Annotated in this window: 20 protein-coding genes; 3 read left to right on the top strand and 17 right to left on the bottom strand. The window is 42.3% G+C overall.

Going from position 1 to position 17,936, the window contains the following annotated elements; translation table 11 throughout:
• Nucleotides 1-440: 440 nt before the first annotated feature.
• From argS to speE, 5 genes are all read right to left on the bottom strand, one after another.
• On the bottom strand, nt 441-2,114 hold the full coding sequence (gene argS / locus C6348_RS11205) for an arginine--tRNA ligase (protein WP_106043105.1): 1,674 nt from the start codon (nt 2,112-2,114) through the stop codon (nt 441-443).
• Nucleotides 2,111-2,533 carry a YwiB family protein gene (locus C6348_RS11200; RefSeq protein WP_106043103.1) on the bottom strand — a complete coding sequence of 141 codons (423 nt, stop codon included), beginning with the start codon at nt 2,531-2,533 and terminating at the stop codon, nt 2,111-2,113. Before C6348_RS11200 ends, argS begins: the two co-directional genes overlap by 4 nt.
• Nucleotides 2,534-2,657: 124 nt before the next feature.
• Nucleotides 2,658-3,005 (bottom strand): hypothetical protein, encoded by a 348-nt coding sequence (locus tag C6348_RS11195; protein WP_106043101.1) that lies wholly within the window; start codon nt 3,003-3,005, stop codon nt 2,658-2,660.
• A 69-nt stretch (nt 3,006-3,074) separates the two neighbouring features.
• A complete protein-coding gene (speB, locus tag C6348_RS11190) occupies nt 3,075-3,947 on the bottom strand; it encodes an agmatinase (protein ID WP_106043099.1) in 873 nt (290 codons plus the stop codon).
• A gap of 69 nt (nt 3,948-4,016) precedes the next feature.
• Entirely contained in the window at nt 4,017-4,847 is an 831-nt protein-coding gene (speE, locus tag C6348_RS11185) for a spermidine synthase (RefSeq protein WP_012011597.1), read from the bottom strand.
• A gap of 224 nt (nt 4,848-5,071) precedes the next feature.
• On the opposite strand from speE, the gene C6348_RS11180 reads away from it, so the two are divergent.
• The gene (locus tag C6348_RS11180) at nt 5,072-7,141 is read left to right on the top strand and encodes a transglycosylase domain-containing protein (RefSeq protein WP_106043097.1); all 2,070 of its coding nucleotides are present in this window, start codon (nt 5,072-5,074) and stop codon (nt 7,139-7,141) included.
• 125 nt (nt 7,142-7,266) lie between these two features.
• Here C6348_RS11180 and C6348_RS11175 read toward each other — a convergent pair whose 3' ends face one another.
• Together C6348_RS11175 and C6348_RS11170 are read right to left on the bottom strand one after the other, a co-directional pair.
• A complete protein-coding gene (locus tag C6348_RS11175) occupies nt 7,267-7,785 on the bottom strand; it encodes a YwhD family protein (RefSeq protein ID WP_106043095.1) in 519 nt (172 codons plus the stop codon).
• Between the two features lie 12 nt (nt 7,786-7,797).
• On the bottom strand, nt 7,798-8,454 hold the full coding sequence (locus C6348_RS11170; RefSeq protein WP_223251561.1) for a site-2 protease family protein: 657 nt from the start codon (nt 8,452-8,454) through the stop codon (nt 7,798-7,800).
• A 114-nt stretch (nt 8,455-8,568) separates the two neighbouring features.
• On the opposite strand from C6348_RS11170, the gene C6348_RS11165 reads away from it, so the two are divergent.
• The gene (locus C6348_RS11165; protein ID WP_012011601.1) at nt 8,569-8,754 is read left to right on the top strand and encodes a 2-hydroxymuconate tautomerase; all 186 of its coding nucleotides are present in this window, start codon (nt 8,569-8,571) and stop codon (nt 8,752-8,754) included.
• A 48-nt stretch (nt 8,755-8,802) separates the two neighbouring features.
• Here C6348_RS11165 and C6348_RS11160 read toward each other — a convergent pair whose 3' ends face one another.
• The 4 genes from C6348_RS11160 to C6348_RS11145 all read right to left on the bottom strand — a co-directional run bounded on the left by C6348_RS11160 (nt 8,803) and on the right by C6348_RS11145 (nt 12,063).
• Nucleotides 8,803-9,615, bottom strand: a complete 813-nt coding sequence (locus C6348_RS11160) for a zinc-dependent metalloprotease (RefSeq protein ID WP_106043091.1) — start codon at nt 9,613-9,615, stop codon at nt 8,803-8,805.
• Between the two features lie 224 nt (nt 9,616-9,839).
• Nucleotides 9,840-10,340 (bottom strand): YwgA family protein, encoded by a 501-nt coding sequence (locus C6348_RS11155; protein WP_012011603.1) that lies wholly within the window; start codon nt 10,338-10,340, stop codon nt 9,840-9,842.
• A 30-nt stretch (nt 10,341-10,370) separates the two neighbouring features.
• Complete coding sequence (locus tag C6348_RS11150; RefSeq protein WP_007497716.1) at nt 10,371-11,672, bottom strand: HD domain-containing protein; 1,302 nt, start codon at nt 11,670-11,672, stop codon at nt 10,371-10,373.
• Nucleotides 11,673-11,841: 169 nt separating this feature from the next.
• Nucleotides 11,842-12,063 carry a YuzB family protein gene (locus C6348_RS11145; RefSeq protein ID WP_003215259.1) on the bottom strand — a complete coding sequence of 74 codons (222 nt, stop codon included), beginning with the start codon at nt 12,061-12,063 and terminating at the stop codon, nt 11,842-11,844.
• A gap of 238 nt (nt 12,064-12,301) precedes the next feature.
• Here C6348_RS11145 and C6348_RS11140 point away from each other — a divergent pair, with 238 nt between their 5' ends.
• Nucleotides 12,302-13,102, top strand: coding sequence for an RsfA family transcriptional regulator (locus C6348_RS11140; protein WP_034660339.1), 801 nt, complete (start codon nt 12,302-12,304; stop codon nt 13,100-13,102).
• Nucleotides 13,103-13,136: 34 nt separating this feature from the next.
• On the opposite strand, the gene C6348_RS11135 is transcribed toward C6348_RS11140, so the two are convergent.
• The 6 genes from C6348_RS11135 to C6348_RS11105 all read right to left on the bottom strand — a co-directional run bounded on the left by C6348_RS11135 (nt 13,137) and on the right by C6348_RS11105 (nt 17,935).
• Entirely contained in the window at nt 13,137-13,370 is a 234-nt protein-coding gene (locus tag C6348_RS11135; RefSeq protein WP_034660341.1) for a DUF5970 family protein, read from the bottom strand.
• Between the two features lie 19 nt (nt 13,371-13,389).
• Nucleotides 13,390-14,235, bottom strand: a complete 846-nt coding sequence (lipL, locus tag C6348_RS11130; protein ID WP_106043227.1) for an octanoyl-[GcvH]:protein N-octanoyltransferase — start codon at nt 14,233-14,235, stop codon at nt 13,390-13,392.
• A 236-nt stretch (nt 14,236-14,471) separates the two neighbouring features.
• Complete coding sequence (locus C6348_RS11125; RefSeq protein WP_106043089.1) at nt 14,472-14,867, bottom strand: SMI1/KNR4 family protein; 396 nt, start codon at nt 14,865-14,867, stop codon at nt 14,472-14,474.
• Between the two features lie 544 nt (nt 14,868-15,411).
• Nucleotides 15,412-15,849 carry an SMI1/KNR4 family protein gene (locus C6348_RS11115; RefSeq protein ID WP_060597516.1) on the bottom strand — a complete coding sequence of 146 codons (438 nt, stop codon included), beginning with the start codon at nt 15,847-15,849 and terminating at the stop codon, nt 15,412-15,414.
• A gap of 8 nt (nt 15,850-15,857) precedes the next feature.
• Nucleotides 15,858-17,645, bottom strand: a complete 1,788-nt coding sequence (locus tag C6348_RS11110; RefSeq protein WP_106043087.1) for a T7SS effector LXG polymorphic toxin — start codon at nt 17,643-17,645, stop codon at nt 15,858-15,860.
• Nucleotides 17,646-17,656: 11 nt separating this feature from the next.
• Nucleotides 17,657-17,935 carry a YwqI/YxiC family protein gene (locus tag C6348_RS11105; protein ID WP_095285665.1) on the bottom strand — a complete coding sequence of 93 codons (279 nt, stop codon included), beginning with the start codon at nt 17,933-17,935 and terminating at the stop codon, nt 17,657-17,659.
• Between the last annotated feature and the right edge of the window lies 1 nt (nt 17,936).

Genomic DNA, 17,936 nt, shown 5'->3' with positions numbered 1-17,936 from the left:
CCAACCCTCCAACCCCTTCGTTAAGTAGATGTAAAAAGAAAAGAGAGGAGGCAAAAACATGTTCTCTGATGTACTTAACCAATTATTCGATTCTATTTCTAACATTATTAATACACTTGGATAATTCTAATTAACGCACACATACTACATGCTTACCGAAGGGAGGATACAAACTATGTTTTCTGATGTACTTAGCCAATTATTCGATTCTATTTCTAACATTATTAATACACTTGGGTAATTCCAATGACACGCACATACTACATGCTTTCTGAAAGGAGGATACGCTCATGTTCTCTGATGTACTTAGTCAATTATTCGATTCTATTTCTAACATTATTAATACGCTTGGTTAATTTTCAAAACCCGCTATCTCTCGAGAATAGCGGGTTTTTTATATAAAGAAGCCCCGCTCATAAAATAGAGCGGGGCTTTTTGCATTACATTTTTTCCGGTGCAGATACGCCAATGAGTTTTAATGCGTTGGCTAGTGTAATTTGTGTCGCCTTCATCAGTGATAGGCGTGCTGTTGTTTTTGTTTCGTTTTCTACATCAATGACCTTCTCGGCATTGTAGAAGCTGTGAAGGGCTGATGCAAGGTCATAAATATAGTTCGTTACACGGTGCGGAATACGCTTTTCAGCTGCTTCTGCTACAACTTCTGGGAAGCTGCCAATGATTTTGAGAAGATCGTACTCTTTTTCCGATTGAATGTGAGAGAAATCTGCTTTTTCAAGGCTCGGCTCGTAGCCCTTTTCTTCACCTTGACGCAGCATGCTGCAAATTCTCGCATGTGCATATTGTGCGTAGTACACAGGGTTTTCGTTAGACGTAGAGATGGCTAAGTCTAGGTCAAAGTCCATGTGTGTCGCCGCACTTCTCATCGCAAAGAAATAACGAGTGGCATCTAAGCCTACTTCTTCAATCAGGTCACGCATGGTGACAGCTTTTCCTGTACGCTTACTCATTTTCATCTTTTCACCGTTTTTGTAAAGGTGAACGAGTTGAATGATTTCTACTTCGAGCTTGCCAGCTGGATATCCAAGTGCTTGAATCGCCGCTTTCATTCGAGGGATATAGCCGTGATGGTCTGCTCCCCAAATGTTAATGAGCTGATCAAAGCCTCTGTCTAGTTTGTCTTTATGATATGCGATGTCTGGAAGCAAGTAAGTGAAGCTGCCGTCTTTTTTAATCAGCACGCGGTCCTTGTCATCGCCAAAATCAGTTGAACGCAGCCACGTTGCGCCATCTTCTTCAAAGACATAGCCTTTTTCACGAAGGGTTTCCAGCGCTGGTTCGATTTTTCCGTTTTCATATAAAGAGGTTTCTGAATACCATACATCAAATGGGACACGGAAATTCTCAAGGTCTACACGTAATTTCTCTAATTCGTATTTCAAGCCGTATTCACGGAAGAACATCATCCGGTCTTCTTCTGGCTCATGCACGAAACGGTCACCAAATTCATCTGCCAGTTTTTGCCCGATGCCTTTGATGTCTTCTCCTCTGTAGCCGTCTTCAGGCATTTCTTTTTCAAGACCTAGTGCCTCAAAGTAACGTACTTCTACAGATAAAGCGAGGTTATTGATTTGATTCCCTGCATCGTTGATATAGTATTCACGGCTCACCTCGAACCCTGCTTTATCAAGGATGTTGCAAAGAGAATCACCTACAGCTGCTCCGCGGGCATGTCCAAGGTGAAGGTCACCTGTCGGATTGGCTGAGACGAATTCGACTTGCACCTTTTGGCCGCCGCCTGTATTCGTTTCGCCATATGCCTCTTTTGCTTCAAGGACAGCTGGGATGAGCTTTGTTAAATACTGATTGTTCATATAAAAGTTAATGAACCCTGGACCTGCGATATCCAGTTTTTCAATAGAAGCTTTCCCTTTATCAAACGCATTGACAATGTCCTCTGCGATTTGGCGAGGTGCTTTTTTCGCAATGCGGGCAAGCTGCATCGCCATGTTGGTGGAGTAATCACCGTGAGTTTTGTCTTTCGGCACTTCTAAAAGGACATCTGGTACCTGGCTTTCATCAGCAAGTCCTGCTTTGACGACTGCCGCAATGATTTCTTCTTTTAACGCATCTTTGACCTGTTCTGCGATATTCATGAACGTAAATCCTCCTTATACGAAATCGATAATGTATGTAAATGCTTTTGATCTTCCCCTGTCAGCATATTGTACGTAATGTGCAGCAGTCCCTTGTCCACATCTAGATCAATGCCATGTGTGTGTACATCAAGCTGTAGTGTACCGAAGGGCATGGTGTAATGTGTGACGGTCGTTTCTCCGATGAGAAAGCGCTGCTTCATTTGAATGGCACCTGATCTCATGACAAAAATTTCTTTTTCACTCATTTTCACAACGGTTTTTACTTGACCCATTTCATGTTCTTCATGGTAAGTGAGATACGTTTTGTCATTCTTCTCTTGATACGTTCCAGTCGTGCGGAATTCGATCGTTTCAGCCGGCTCCGTCTCTGGTTTCATCACTGACTTGACATGAATTGAAATTTGGTTTTGTGTCATTTTGCACTTCCTTTGCTAAGACCCGTTTAACTAAAATAGTATACCATATTCATGATCGCCTATCATACCATCATTTCTCTTCTTCACGGCGATTAAACTTCGTTTTTGATCTTCCGCCATCCCTTTAGAAAAAAAGAAACAGGACACTCACTAATACCACCAATCCAGCCTTTACGCCCAAGTCTTTTCTGTTGATTAAATAAAAAAGAGCTTGTATGCCTGAACTTGCCAAAAATACCTGAAAAAAATCAAATGGCACGATTTGCGTCTGCTTACATACCACCTGCATGAATAACGCAATGGCCGTCAGATAGAAAAAGCCTCGATCCTGAAACAGCCCCATCATCTTTTCCTTTGCTTCCTTTTTCGAAGCAAAAACGGGCGGCTCAGCTTTGAGCTCTCGTTTCAGCGTGAGAATGCCTGCCGCTAACACACATAAAGCGAGAAGCACCATCAATATAGAAGAAAACATGAACTGCCTCCTTTTCCATGTAAAAAAAGAGCTTGTCCACATGAGATGACAAGCTCCTCTATCAAGGTGTTATTTCACAAATCCAAGCAGCATTTCGCGTAAAAGCTTGCTCGCTGTATTCGCTGTTTGGTCAGAATGATCATATACAGGTGCTACCTCAACAAGGTCTGCACCGACTACTTGGACATCAGATCCTGCAATCGCATGGATAGATGCAAGCAGCTCTTTTGATGTAATACCGCCAGCATCCACCGTGCCTGTACCAGGTGCATGAGCCGGGTCTAATACATCAATGTCGATCGTCACATAAACTGGACGCCCCTTCAGCTTTGGCAATACTTGCTTCAATGGCTCCAGCACTTCAAATTTAGAAATGTGCATGCCCGCTTCTTTTGCCCATTCGAATTCTTCTTTCATTCCAGAACGAATCCCGAAAGAGAACACATTTTCAGGTCCAATGAGTCCTGCTACTTTACGAATCGGTGTTGAATGAGACAGCGGCTCACCCTCGTATTCCTCACGAAGATCCGTATGTGCGTCCATATGGATGATCGCTAAATCAGGGTATTTCTTATGCATCGCACGGAAAACCGGCCAAGATACAAGATGCTCGCCGCCCATTCCTAATGGAAACTTCCCTTTTTCTAAAATGCTGTCGACATATTCTTCAATTAAGTCTAAGCTTTTCTGTGCATTTCCAAAAGGAAGTGGAATATCACCGGCATCAAAGAATGGCACCTCGTGCAGCTCACGATCTAAATAAGGGCTGTATTCCTCTAAACCAATCGAAACTTCACGAATACGGTTTGGGCCAAAACGTGAGCCTGGCCGGTAACTGACGGTCCAGTCCATCGGCATACCGTATAAAATGACTTTTGCATCTTCCCATGCCGGATGACTTCCAATAAACACTTTTCCTGAATAAGCCTCGTCGAATCTCATGCAAGATTCCTCCTTTTACGCCTCAAAAAATGCGCAAACCGTCATTTGCGCATGTCCATTCCGCTTGATTTATTTGATTAAGTCGCTCACAAATTTCGGCAGAACGAATGCCGCTTTGTGCAATTCTTTTGTGTAATATTTAGTTTCAATATCAAAGAAACGGCTGTCTTCTACAGCAAGTGGATCATATTTTTTAGAACCGATGGTAAATGTCCAAAGACCACTTGGATACGTTGGAATATTCGCTGTGTAAAGCTTCGTGATTGGGAAAATTTCTTTCACATCACGCTGTACATTTGTAATCAGCTCAGGTGTGAACCAAGGGTTGTCCGTTTGTGCCACGAAAATACCGTCTTCTTTAAGTGCTTTTGAGATTCCTGCGTAAAATCCTTTAGAGAACAGGTTCACAGCTGGCCCAACTGGTTCAGTTGAGTCCACCATGATGACATCATACTCATTGTCAGCTTCAGCAATGTGCATAAAGCCGTCTCCGACTTTGACATCCACACGAGGATCGTCTAGTTTTCCAGCAATAGAAGGAAGGAATTTCTTCGAGTATTCGATGACTTTTCCATCAATATCAACAAGTGTCGCTTTCTTCACACTTGGATGCTTCAGGATTTCACGAATGACACCGCCGTCTCCTCCACCTACGACAAGAACATTTTCCGGATTTGGATGAGTGAAAAGAGGAACATGTGCCACCATTTCGTGGTATACAAACTCATCTTTCTCAGATGTCATCACCATACCGTCTAAAAACAGCATATTGCCAAACTCTTCTGTTTCCACCATTTCTAAATGCTGAAAATCTGTTTGTTCTGTGTGAAGGGTTTTGTTCACCTTCAATGTAATACCAAAATTCTTCGTTTGCTTCTCTGTATACCAAAGTTCGCTCATTGTCCATCTTCCTCTCATCCAATAATAAACAAACATCTATTGTTAGCGCCTTTATCGGCTATGACTATATCGATTGTCCAAGAAAAAAGTATAGTGGATTCATATCAAATTGTAAAGAACCGCATGAGTTCTCTTCAATTTTAATGCACGCTCTTGCAATCATTTGTTTAAAACGGTTTTCTTTGTTCCATACTGATAAAAAACCGTCAAAATGGGGGCTTTGCATGGACACAATCATGAGTAATAAAAAAATCCGCATGACCGTGAAAACGATTCGAGCCTGTTTTTTTATCGGCTTGCTCGCTTTTCTATTTGCAGGCACTGTCTTTTTGACGATTCTTTTACTTGCCAAATGGCAAGGTGCCCCTTCTGTTCAAGTTCCCCAATCCACGACCATTTATGCAGCCGATGGTTCAAAGCTTGGAGAATCCAGCTTTGGAGAAAAGAGATATTGGGTGCCATTAAAGGACATGTCCTCTCATATCAGGCAGGCAGCTGTAGCTGTTGAGGATAAAACTTTTTATGAGCATCATGGCTTTGATGTGAAACGGATGGCAGGTGCTGCAGTGGCTGATATTCGTGCCATGGCTAAGGTACAAGGAGCCAGCACGATCACCCAGCAATATGCACGAAACCTGTATTTAGATCATGATAAAACGTGGAAGCGGAAGTGGAATGAAGCCTTTTACACGATCCGCTTAGAACAAAACTATACAAAAGATGAGATTTTAGAAGGATACTTGAACACCATTTATTATGGTCACGGAGCGTACGGCGTGGAAGCGGCGTCCCGTCTGTATTTCGGGAAAAAAGCGAAGAATTTGACCCTCGCCGAATCTGCCTTACTTGCCGGTATCCCAAAGGGCCCTTCTCTCTATTCCCCTTATGTGAATGAAGAGAAAGCCGGCGCAAGAAAGAATATGATTCTGAGGCAAATGCAAGAGGACGGCATGATTACGAAAAAGGCAGCCGCTGAAGCCGCGAAAGAAAAACTGTCCTATCGCCCTTTGCAGCAGAAGCAGCTGCAAGCAAAGCAAGCCCCGTATTTTTATGATGATGTGATTCGTGAGTTGAAACAAAGCTTGGGGTTAACTGAGGAACAGATTGAAACCTATGGACTTCATATCCAAACGACTTTAAATCCAGAGTTACAGAAAATCGCAGAGAAGACGTTAAAAAACACAATATATTCGAAATCAGACATCCAAATCGGCTTTACCGCTATCCATCCCCAAACAGGTCATGTACTCGCCCTCATCGGGGGAAGAGATTATGAGAAAAGTCCATTCAATCGGGTGACACAGGCGAAAAGACAGCCCGGTTCAACAATGAAACCTCTCCTCTATTACATTGCCTTGCAGAATGGGTTTACACCAGCAACCGTCATGCGCAGTGAAGAAACGGTTTTTGAGCTCGATGATCAAGGAAGCGGTGCTGCTTATTCACCAAGCAATTATCATGGCTATTACGCCAATGACGGCATTACCATGCTTCAAGCCTTGGCGCTGTCTGATAATATTTATGCCGTGAAAACCCATCTATTTTTAGGAATGGAGCAGCTTGTACGTGCTGGCAAAACATTTGGAATCAACGAAAAACTAGATCAAGTGCCATCACTTGCCCTTGGCACGTCCCCTGTCAAACCAATTGAAATGACCAATGCTTACGCCATGCTGGTCAACGGCGGAAAACGCGTCAAACCAACCTTTATTACGAAAGTAACGGACGCAAAAGGCAACGTGCTTTATGAAGAAAAACAAAAACGAGAGCAAGTCCTAGATGAAAAGGCAGCATTTGTTACCACCGATATGATGTCAGGAATGTTCAATGATCAGTTAAACGGCTATACGAGTGTCACTGGCCGCACCATTATGAAGGATCTAACGCGAACATACGGAGGAAAATCGGGAACGACAGGAGCCGACAGCTGGATGATCGGCTTCTCTCCCCAGCTCGTCGCGGGTGTGTGGACGGGCTATGACAAAGGGCGCACCATTGACTCGGTCGAAGAAACAGCCTATGCAAAAAAGATATGGGCATCCTTTATGGAATCAGCCCTCTCGAAGCAGCCAGCCTCCTCCTTCATGCCGCCAGACGGCGTAAAAGGTGTGTATATCAATCCAAAAACCGGCGATCTGGCAGGCCCAGGATGTGAATCAAAGGTATTCACCTATTTTATAGAAGGAACGGAGCCGACAGGTGTCTGCTACGGTGCTGAGGACAAAGCCTCTGAACAAGATCCGGTTCAAGATCAAAAACCAAAGAAATGGTGGGAAAAGTGGCTGAAACGTTAAAAAAGGACATGAAAAACCCCGAGATCTGCATCTCGGGATTCTCCATGTCCTAGCTTTAATACCAGTTTACTCAAAAAACAGCTGGAATTGGTAGCGATCCGCCATTCTTCACAAAAATTTCACAATTATTCAGAGACAGACAATCCTTCTTTTAATTCATCTGTGGATGCTTCCCATAGTGCTTCATTATGACTCTTCAAGAAATCAGCCAGCACCTTTTTCGATACGTCATCCATATGACTGACGACGATTTTTCGCTTCATCGATTTATCCATTAAATTCACATGCTCTGGAAGCGACTTATACCCGCGGCGGATTGAACGGTCGACGGTCATTTCACAAGCCGTCACACCCGCATAATAAGGGCCATCTTCTCTGCGGTCAATGGTCACCCATACGAGCCAATACGGCTTTCCGTTCGGCACCTCTTCTTTGCTTTTCAAGAATTTAATTCCTTTTTCCACGGCACTTCTTGCATGCATCGCACCAATATCAATGACAGCTTCCTTTTCCTCTACGTCAATGATCACTGGCGAAATGTTATCAAGGCTGAGCGCACCCGCTCCAAAGCCCCCGTGTCCGTCGGTTGCATCTGTTTTTTTAATGATGTTAAAACCAATTGGTTTCTTTTTTTTACCTTCCATTCATTAGACCTCCTAAAGCAGCGGTTTCAAAATAAGATTAAACCAGTATATGATTTGATCCCGCATTCCGATCAATGGACCAAAAACAAACTGTCCTAGCGGCGTGATCACGAATATGAGAAAAATGATGATCCCATATTGTTCAAATTGCGTCATTTTCGCCCGGATACCAGGGCTGACAACGTCCTCAATAATACGATACCCATCCAGCGGCGGAAGTGGCAATAAGTTAAATAGGAACAAAATGACGTTCAAGTTAATAAAGATCCGGAAGAAATTATCGACTCCCGGCTCAAAGCGCATGATCCACTCCCCGCCAAATTTCTGAAGAAGTACATACACGAAAAAGCCTAGAAACGCCAACACCAAGTTACTTAAAGGGCCTGCAATCGAGACGCAGATTCCTGCTAAGCGCGGTTTTTTAAAATGATAACGATTCACCGGCACAGGTCTCGCCCAGCCAAACCCGGCGACAAAGATTAAAATCGTCCCGAATATATCGAGATGCTTCAGTGGATTTAACGTGAGTCTCCCTTGATTCTTAGCTGTCGGGTCTCCGAAACGATACGCAACATATGCATGCGCCAGCTCGTGCATCGTAAATGCAACAACAAGTGTGATGGCGACATATGGAATCAGTTCTAATGGATACACAAGAAATTGGTTCAAAGGCATGAATCCCTCTTTCTTTCTATACAATGATTTACTTCATTCAGTATACTATAAGAAGTCCCTTAAACTAAAGGGAAGCGTAGCACGAAAAGGAAAAAGGAGGTTTTCGCATTGCCGATTGTCACCGTTCAAATGCTAGAAGGAAGAACAGACGAGCAGAAAAGAGCTCTTGTGGAGAAAGTCACTGATGCTGTTGTTGAAACAACAGGCGCAGGTGCAGAAAAAGTCTCTGTCATTATTGAAGAAATGAAAAAAGAACACTATGCCGTAGCAGGAAAACGCATCAGCGACCTGTAAGCATAAAAAAGGACAAGCACATAGGTGTTTGTCCTTTTGTCTCTTATTTTATCTGTACCACGCTTTGTTACGGTTCACTTGATTTTTATGAGCCGCATCAAAGAAATCGACTGTGTAGGAATAATCATAATTCATTAAGCAGACAATGCCGCTGCCTTGAGGGTCATGCGGTAAGCCAAAGTTATGGCCGTATTCATGCGTAGCCGCTTTTGCTGTATTCGCTGTTCCTTGATCAAGGTTGACGGCAAATGCACTTCCGCGCGGTGCACTATTGTATACATATGCGATTCCGCCCGCATCAAAGTTTGGATTTGCTGTAAATCCTGTGACAAAATCGTATCCTCTGCCATCAAAGCTGCGCGAAAGGTTAGATAAAATTTGCTCTGCATTTGATCCTGAAGACGTCCAAGATCCTACGGCTTGTACGACAAAGTCCACATCATGATCACGGTTAAAGGTCACGTCTGCTTGCTCAATGATGCTGACAATCCGCGTCTGCCAGTCACTATATTTCGCACGATACTGCGCATCTGCTACAGCATAGACCGTTACTTTCTGACTGCCTGTACTTGCCTTTGTTGAAATAGAATCTCCTGTATTCGCCTTAAAGGTTCTAGAGCCTACCTGCTTACCAGACTCATCTAATACCTTTGTTTTCACATCTCGTTCAATTGGAGGTGCTTTCGTCAAATCTTTAAAATCGTTTGCCTTTGGCAACCCCTCACTAATATGTGTTTCGAACGGCGCATGACCATGATCATGCCCATGACCAGCACTCGCGACTGGTGCTGAAGCTGAACTTACTCCCGGTAACAAACTACCTACCAATAAAAATGACAAAAAGACTGAACGCTTTTTCATTCCTATCCCTCCTTTGATTTTCACAAGGTTATATATTCACTGAAAATTCACCATTTTCCTTCTATTCAGTCAAAAACAGGGAATTGGATACACAGAAAAAAAGTCGAAATACGTCATATTCACTAATTTTTCGGATATTTCAGCACTCATTTCATCGGAAAATAGCGCTTTTGGTCTGGGTCTTACAAAACAAAAAAAGCCCTAAATGCTGGGCTTTTGCGAAACTAGTTCAATTCCTTCAATTGATCAATATAAGCAAGAGCATCCTCAAATTCTTCGTCCGTATAGCGCTGCTTGCTTTTAATAGTGAAGACCTTTTCCTTTACCTCATCTTCTGGCAGGTCATCAAAGTATAAAATTGTGGAGACGAGCTCTAGGAAACGAGACGACTGCTCGTTCATCTGCTGCGTCAGTACTTTGAGGTCAGGCATGTCCACTTCACACTGATCGAGAAACTCTTTCCCATTGTCCGTCAGCGAATAGCGATATTGATAGTATCCGCCCTTTTTTTCCTTCATTTCGTCCAAGAATCCAAGGTTGCACAGCTCTTCAATTCTGAGCGTCAACTCCTCTGAATAGGGGCCATAAAAATGAAAATCGTATTTCTCATAAAAAGGCAAATCTAGCTTTTTTGCTATGTAAATCATCTTTTGCAGCTTCTTCCGTCCAACGATTTCCCCTGATTCAGAGAATACCTTCATCAACTTTGCATGCTCTTTCAACAAATTCCCGACATCTCCTTTTTCAGTACTTCCTTATCCCAATCCAAGCAGCTTCATGATCGCCTTCTTTTCTTCAGCTTTTTCCGACATATCTACAATTAAGTCCATCGGGAAATAAAGTTTATGATCGGTTCTTCGTTTACCGGAAATGGCATCAACAATATCTGACTGTCTCGACAGCTCTTTAATATGACCACTTTGCGTCAAAAGGTGGATCGGCAGTCTCTCTTCTTCCTCCCCTGGTCTGTAGAAGTCGTAGGGCAAGTCAGAGGAAGAGTCGACGACTAAATAATAGTCAGGATCAATGCCTGCCTCCTTGAACAAGGCGGTCAGCTTGAAATATTTCGTCATTTCTTCATTCGGATTAAACTCTGTATATTGGAACAATCGGCGGTTCATAAAACGGCGGCACAAATCAGCCAGCACGTGATCTTCTTCGTCTTCCCACGCCTGAAAATAAAATAAGACAATGGATTCATCCAGCTTAATATAGTCCTCTGTGGTGACATTCCCCTCAAAGATCGAATAAAAATGAACAGGGGCATGTGTGAAAATATAGCCCGTTTCATGCAGCTCTTTTGCACGATGGAGAATTTTCGTTAAAATGACTTCCGCACTGCGTGTCACTGGGTGGAAATAAACTTGCCAGTACATTTGATAGCGGCTCATAATATAATCCTCGACCGCATGCATCCCGCTCTGCTTCATCACAATCTGATCTTCTCTCGGACGCATCACGCGCAAAATACGTTCCATATCAAAATGGCCGTAGCTGACGCCTGTATAGTAGGCATCACGCTGCAAATAGTCCATACGGTCGGCGTCAATTTGACTTGAGATCAAACTGACCACCTGTTTGTTTTGATACGTTTTGGCAATCACTTCTGCCACATGCTTCGGGAAATCATCACTAACCCGGCGAAGCACTTCATTGACTTCGGTTTGCCCTAAAATAATATCTCTTGTAAACGATTCATGGTCTAAGTGGAAGACCTTTTCAAAGGAATGAGAAAATGGACCATGTCCGAGGTCATGAAGCAAGGCTGCACTCAGTACAAGCTCGCGTTCTCCCTCATCCCATTCCGGCCGACCTTTGAATACATCATCCACAATCCGTCTCACAATCTCGTATACACCGAGTGAATGATTGAAACGGCTGTGTTCTGCACCATGAAACGTCAAGTAAGTGGTTCCTAGCTGTTTAATTCGTCGCAGGCGCTGAAATTCTCTTGTTCCTATTAAATCCCATATTAATGCGTCCCGTACGTGAACATAACGGTGCACAGGATCTTTAAATACCTTTTCCTCAGATAATTTCCCTTTTGGATACGCCATCGTTTCGTCCCTCTTTTTTTAAGACGTGTTTCTATTATATCGGGTAACTTTCCCCGAAAACATCCTTGAATTTGCTGGTGAATGTGTTCTCAAAGATTGCACGGACGTAAAAAGCCCGACCTGACAGGGACGGACCTCTTTTTAGGTCGACTGAACACATTCAGTGACTTTATTTGACTTTTTTTTGAACCTTTTCGAGTAACTCATCTTCTGTTGGTGCGGATAATGGGCGATTGTTTACAAACGCAAAAGCCTTTTTTCGTCCTGGACCACAATAGGATTGACAGCCAATCTCAATTTTTGCATCAGGGTCAACCGATTTGAGTCGAGGCAGCAACGTCTTTAGGTTCGTCGCATCACAATCGTCACATACGCGAAACTCATTAGCCATGGTCTTACGCTTCCTTTCAATGATGAACTTCATTCTATATGAAACAGTTGGACAACCAAGAGTCATAATATACCACCCAACATTGTACATCGAAGCGGCTGGACTTGCAAGACGCATTGTAACCGCCGATACGTGCTTACATAAAAGCTAGTATTTTCCACTATCCTTTTAGCAAACTTGTATAAACTTTCTTGAACTTGGCTAATCTAATACCATCAAATCATATGGGGGTTTAAACATGTCAAAACAAAGACAAGATGCTTGGTCAGAGGAAGATGATCTCCTCTTGGCAGAAACCGTCTTACGTCACGTCAGAGAGGGCAGTACACAGCTGAATGCGTTTGAAGAAGTAGGAGACAAACTGAACCGTACCTCAGCGGCATGCGGTTTTAGATGGAATGCTGTTGTGAGGCATCAATATGAAAAAGCGTTAGCCCTTGCCAAAAAGCAGCGAAAACAACGGATGCGCGCACTCGGCAATGGCCAGCCTGCAAAGAAACGATTACTCTATCAGCCGCAAGTAGAAGAAACGGTCACGCAAGAGGAATTCTCACAGGAGCTGGAACCAGCGCAGGAAGAAACGTTTGCACCAGCATCTGAAACAGCCGAGCAGCTCCAGTTTGTGGATCAAAGCTACAATGAAGAGTTAGCTAGTTTATCACATTTATTGTCACAGGCTTCTCATGTCGTAGAGAAAAAGCCAGAAGCCAACCCTTTTAGGCAGCAACAGGATTTAACCATCGAAGATGTCATTGATTTCTTGCGCCGCTATGAAGGCGATGGACAGCAATCATCTGCCTTACGCATGGAAAACAGCCGGTTAAAACGAGAAAATAACGAACTTTCACATAAAGTCACGCAGCTAGAAGCGGAAGTGAAAAAGCTTGAAAAGGATCAGCTCACCATTCAAGAAGATTATGAAACACTTGTCAAAATCATGAACCGTGCAAGAAAACTAGTTTTGTTTGAAGAGGACGACACTGCCGCTCCAACCTTTAAAATGGACCGGAACGGCAACCTCGAAAAAATGGCAGAATAACCAAAAGTGCTCCCCATCTGCGGGCAGCACTTTTTTAAATGCCCAAAAATAGCATCACACTAAAAAGGACATTAATCAAAAAGACGAACATAAAAATATACCTGACTTGTCTCACCTGAAAATCACCAAATATAAAAAGATAAAGGCCTGCGATGCCAAGTGTCAGTACAGGCTGAAGAAACGGCACCAAAAGCGAAATGCCGTAGCCGGCTCCCATGATGACAGGAAGCCATAGTAAATAGAGGTAACCGCCGTTTTTGGATTTCACCAGAACCCTTCCTTTCTTTTTACGAAAACACCTTTTCATTCCGCTCAATCATCCGCGTCATGTTTTTCTCAAATTCCAGTTGTTCTTCTGCGTTCAGTCCTGACGCTGTCAGCTGATCACTGAGCATTTGAAGCTCTTCTAGTAAAAGACGCATAAGAAGCGCGCAATCAATTGGTTCTCCAGTTAATTCTGATAAAGACGCCATCGTATCTGGATGTATATCAGGAAATACGGCCTTCACTTCTTCTCGTTTGTCTTTTAAGGCGGCGTCATAAAAACGGCGGATCAAGTCGGCACGTTCCCGCCCGCTTCCATCTGCACACAAATAAATTTGCACAGCGACTCCACCGCGTAATCTACGCTGAGAAATGCCTGCAAATTTCTTTCCATTGATGCTTAGATCGTAGCTGCCCGGACAATAAGAGCCGACAATCTCATAAGCTTCAATGTCCACCTCATACTTAGACAGCATCCGGCGGACCAATTCCACCATCGCATCATACCCGCGGTCAATATCAATGCCCTTCTTTTGTTCCGCAAAAATTAACGATACATTCAAGACACCTTCATCCAGCACCACAGCAAGGCCGCCTGAATTGCGTACAATGACGCGATAGCCCTCTTCCTCAAGCAGTTTCACGCCATCTTGCAGAAATGGAAGTCTTGTATCCTGAATCCCAAGCACAATCGTATTGTGATGTACCCAAGAACGCGCTGTCGCTGGTGAGAGACCCTTCCCAACCGACGCACAAAGCGTATCATCCATCGCAAAGGATTGCTTCGGGTCCACATAAAGACCGAGGCTCGATTGATCTATGATTCGCCATTTCGGCTGTGTCAGTAACTCAATAGGTTCATTTTTCATGTCCTGCATATCCTCTCGTTCATAAACTGTGTTTATTATAACATGGGGGGAGAATGAGAGAGAAAAAAGCTCTATGACAAGGAACGTCACAGAGTTTTTCAACTGGATGCTTTGGTTTTCTTGTTCTTCCTTTTTGCGATGAAATAAACAGTTGCAATCAAAACGACAGGAATCCCAACCACGAGGCATGCAGCGATCAATGTGTTCCACGGCAAATCGATCATCTCCTTAATAGACTAAACTTCTATGTAACAGCCCTCACTGACCCAACTCAACAAGTCTTCAGCCACCAATTCCGCATGCTGAGGGTCTATCACAGCAGCATCGACAATCCACACTGTTTTCTCCTCTTCTTCCTGCCGCATAAGAAATACTTGCCCGCCGCCATCGTCACCAATGGCTACATAGCAGCTGGCATAATGATGAACTTCCCACGTTGCATTGCGTTCCACTATGTCCTCAGTTCCGTATAGAAGCAGGTCGCCGCCTATGGAACATCCATTTGATTGTTTTAGTAAGGTCTTATAGACATAGGGGAAAATCAAATTTAGTTCAGCTTCTGCCTCTTTGATATGTATCTCACTTGCTGGCTCTTTCATGTTCAGATTTTGGATTTGAAATAGATTGATCATTTTTGAAAGCCTCCTATATTTTAAGCGGCTAATTTTTTCATGACACTTTTATACATCCGAAGGAGCAACTTTAATATGAAATAGAAAATAGCCACATCGAGTATAAAACCTAACCACAGAAATTCAAAGGCATGATGTGAGTGTAGAACTAGCCAATCAATGGGGAAACCTCGATATTCGGCATCTGAGAATGAAACTCCTCTCATCAAAGCTGTCCCAATGACAAGAAGAAAACCTGATACTTAATAGCCAGTTAAATGTTTTTTTGTTTTTGTGTTGTTTATGTTCCATATGCATTCCTTTCCCTGTTTTACTACCTACTACAAAACTTGATATTTCCTTATTCCTCTAGATATCAGACCTATTTCACCTTTTTCTAGAACAATAGACAGCAGTTCTATCTATGACAACAGTTCTTTATTTATTGCCATGCAAAGTGATATTATTCGCGTAAAGTAGTTGATTAAAATAAAGTAAAAAACCTTGAAAAGCAAGTCATAGCCATTCAAGGTCAATTGATTTTCACTATTTATTCCGATTAAGTCTAATCCTCAATTAAATCTAGATAATATTCATTATTATTGAGAAACTTTTTGAAAAAATCCTCTAACGATTCAGCTATTTGAGTATCAAAATAATATACTGGATTATTAACTAATTTTAAATCTAATGAAATATAAACACCTTCGTTTACTTCAAAAAAAATAAGTTTATTTTCATCATCAAAAAGTCCATCTAAATCTGGATCAAATTCAAAAACACCTTCTCTTAATCTAATATCTGCTACTGTCCCTGGTCCCATAATTCTATTTATTGAGTTAGCACTTTGACCTTTAATAAAACCATAGCCAATTTCTAAATATAATTGTCTTAAATCATTTGGAAAACTTATGTCCATTCTTTGTTCAGCTTTTAAAATGTCATCTTCAGATACCTTATAAGTTTTATTTTCTAGTTCATTAATAAATTTAAAATTAGCCATATGCTATTTTACCTCCTTGGAAATAGTTTACCTGATGGAGCTCCCTTTCCATGTATCCCTGATTGATGTTCGTTAGGATATTTAGCCGGATGAATATTCCACCACTCATGGGCGCCACCAAAGTTGTTCTCTATGATATGATGAGCATCATACGGTTGACCAACCCTCCGAGCAACCTCTCCATTCTTATCAAGTACTTCTTCTGTATATCTTGGCCACTTTTGTTTGGTTTTTTCTTCCCACTCTGCAATTAATTTATCTTTCAAGCTCGATGTAAATTTGCTTCTATGCTTAGCAGTCTCTTTTGGTGTCAATTTTTCATAGTTTTTGTTTCTTAAGGCTTCTTTAATAAGATGAATTTGATCTTTATTAACCTTACGTCCAGTTTTAGCCTCTATATCCCTAAGATAAGCTTTTGCTAAATCCTTATTAAGTTCACCCGCACCTTTAGCCGTCTTCTCAACCCTCTTTACCACATTCTTCCCTTGATCAATCTTAAAGACATATTTCCCGCCTTTAATGATTTTCATAAATGGGATGATAGAGGCTGCGGATAGGGCTTGATCTGTGCTACTAATATTTTCGCTAGTTTCTGGGTCTTTACCAGTAACCGCTCGGTATCCGTCATAGATGCCGCTGTATTCTAAAATGATGTTTTCGGCGGTTGAGACAACTTCACCGTCTAGTATGCGTTTGGCATTTCCGTGGCTGCGGCTTTCTGGGATGTTGTCGACTTCTTCTATTCTTACTTCGTCGTTTGCGATATACGTTCGAATGATTTGTTTATTGGCATAAACGGTGTATCTCCCGCCTATAAAATCAATGTCCGACGGATCTGTGATTACTTCATCAGCGATGTCGAATTCTTTTAGCTTTTTGATGCCTTTTACGTTATATAGTTTACCATTTACGACCCTGATGTCTCTAAGAATCTTACTTTTCCCGCTCACAACTTCTTTTTGTAATGTCGTAAGCCATGGATCGTTTGCTTTGACTTGCTTGTTGACGTTTCGGAGGGTGTCTCTATGAACCACCGTCCTCACATTTGCCTGTTCTTTCTCACCCAATTTCTTCAGCATGATCATCATCGGATTGTCTTTCGGGTTGTCTATTTTGTCATTCAATCCACTGGTCGTGCTTCTTACTTTTTCTTCTTTTGTGTCTTTGAAAATAGATCCCTTTTGATAGCTGGTGATCTCGATTTTTGGGCCGGTGAACATGGTGCTTAAGGTGTTTATGTATTGTTTCATTGTTTGCAATGCACTTGTTGTTTCATTCATAGCACTTGTTTGTTCTCTGTCAAAGGCATGGAGCAGTCCAATGGTTCTGGATGTCTCAAGCCACGCTTTTTGATAGCTCTGTTGAAACGCAGACTCGTCTACATGAGGCAAGTGAACGATATGACTGACCCTGCCGATCGCCTGGCTTACATCTGATACGATGTCAGAAATCGCTCGCTCCGCTTTTTTTAAACCTGAATCAAGTTCGTGTTCAATAAATGTTTGTGAAATAAAACCGTGTTGATTTGATTCAAGGGCATGAAGTGCCTGCTTTGTTTTTTTGAGTGCAGAACTGTATTCCTCAATGACAACCTGAAAGAATTGCAAGAAAGGAATATGGCATTCTGTATAAAATGCTCGAATGGCTTGCCCTGCCTCTCCCTTTAGTGCATCATCAAGTGAGATGATGTGGTCGATTTGTTTTTCTAGTGAGCTGATGTTTTGTGATTGCTGCTTTAACGAATTCAGTGTTTGGTCAATTCCATTGATTAGCGCAAAGGCGTCAAGGGTTTTCATTCCGTTCTCCTTTATTTTCTTTTATGACTAGAAGCAAGCGATTTGTCCGTTTCAATCATGGTGCTCACGGCTTGTTCTGTTTGTACAAGCTGTTTCTGAAGTATCTCTATATAGGATGTACTTAGTTCATTCAATTGCTGGTTGATCTTTTCTATCTGTTCTGTGGTGGAGAGCTCATTTTTCCCTTTGATGGTTTTTGGAAGTGTTGAATGGACATGAGCGCCTGCTTGTTTTACATTTTTTAATGCTTTTTTCGCCTCACTGGCATCTATTTTAATTTCTTTGCTCATT

This window comes from Bacillus sp. YBWC18, assembly GCF_002998775.1.
GTDB lineage: Bacteria > Bacillota > Bacilli > Bacillales > Bacillaceae > Bacillus.
Note: the sequence above shows the minus strand (reverse complement) of the source record. Positions and strands in the feature narration are given on the sequence as shown.

Bases quoted from the DNA above. Each gene is read 5' to 3' on its own strand.
- argS (WP_106043105.1), bottom strand. From the start codon at position 2,114: ATGAATATCGCAGAACAGGTCAAAGATGCGTTAAAAGAAGAAATCATT.
- C6348_RS11200 (WP_106043103.1), bottom strand. From the start codon at position 2,533: ATGACACAAAACCAAATTTCAATTCATGTCAAGTCAGTGATGAAACCA.
- C6348_RS11195 (WP_106043101.1), bottom strand. From the start codon at position 3,005: ATGTTTTCTTCTATATTGATGGTGCTTCTCGCTTTATGTGTGTTAGCG.
- speB (WP_106043099.1), bottom strand. From the start codon at position 3,947: ATGAGATTCGACGAGGCTTATTCAGGAAAAGTGTTTATTGGAAGTCAT.
- speE (WP_012011597.1), bottom strand. From the start codon at position 4,847: ATGAGCGAACTTTGGTATACAGAGAAGCAAACGAAGAATTTTGGTATT.
- C6348_RS11180 (WP_106043097.1), top strand. From the start codon at position 5,072: ATGGACACAATCATGAGTAATAAAAAAATCCGCATGACCGTGAAAACG.
- C6348_RS11175 (WP_106043095.1), bottom strand. From the start codon at position 7,785: ATGGAAGGTAAAAAAAAGAAACCAATTGGTTTTAACATCATTAAAAAA.
- C6348_RS11160 (WP_106043091.1), bottom strand. From the start codon at position 9,615: ATGAAAAAGCGTTCAGTCTTTTTGTCATTTTTATTGGTAGGTAGTTTG.
- C6348_RS11150 (WP_007497716.1), bottom strand. From the start codon at position 11,672: ATGGCGTATCCAAAAGGGAAATTATCTGAGGAAAAGGTATTTAAAGAT.
- C6348_RS11145 (WP_003215259.1), bottom strand. From the start codon at position 12,063: ATGGCTAATGAGTTTCGCGTATGTGACGATTGTGATGCGACGAACCTA.
- C6348_RS11140 (WP_034660339.1), top strand. From the start codon at position 12,302: ATGTCAAAACAAAGACAAGATGCTTGGTCAGAGGAAGATGATCTCCTC.
- lipL (WP_106043227.1), bottom strand. From the start codon at position 14,235: ATGAAAAATGAACCTATTGAGTTACTGACACAGCCGAAATGGCGAATC.
- C6348_RS11125 (WP_106043089.1), bottom strand. From the start codon at position 14,867: ATGATCAATCTATTTCAAATCCAAAATCTGAACATGAAAGAGCCAGCA.
- C6348_RS11115 (WP_060597516.1), bottom strand. From the start codon at position 15,849: ATGGCTAATTTTAAATTTATTAATGAACTAGAAAATAAAACTTATAAG.
- C6348_RS11110 (WP_106043087.1), bottom strand. From the start codon at position 17,645: ATGAAAACCCTTGACGCCTTTGCGCTAATCAATGGAATTGACCAAACA.
- C6348_RS11105 (WP_095285665.1), bottom strand. From the start codon at position 17,935: ATGAGCAAAGAAATTAAAATAGATGCCAGTGAGGCGAAAAAAGCATTA.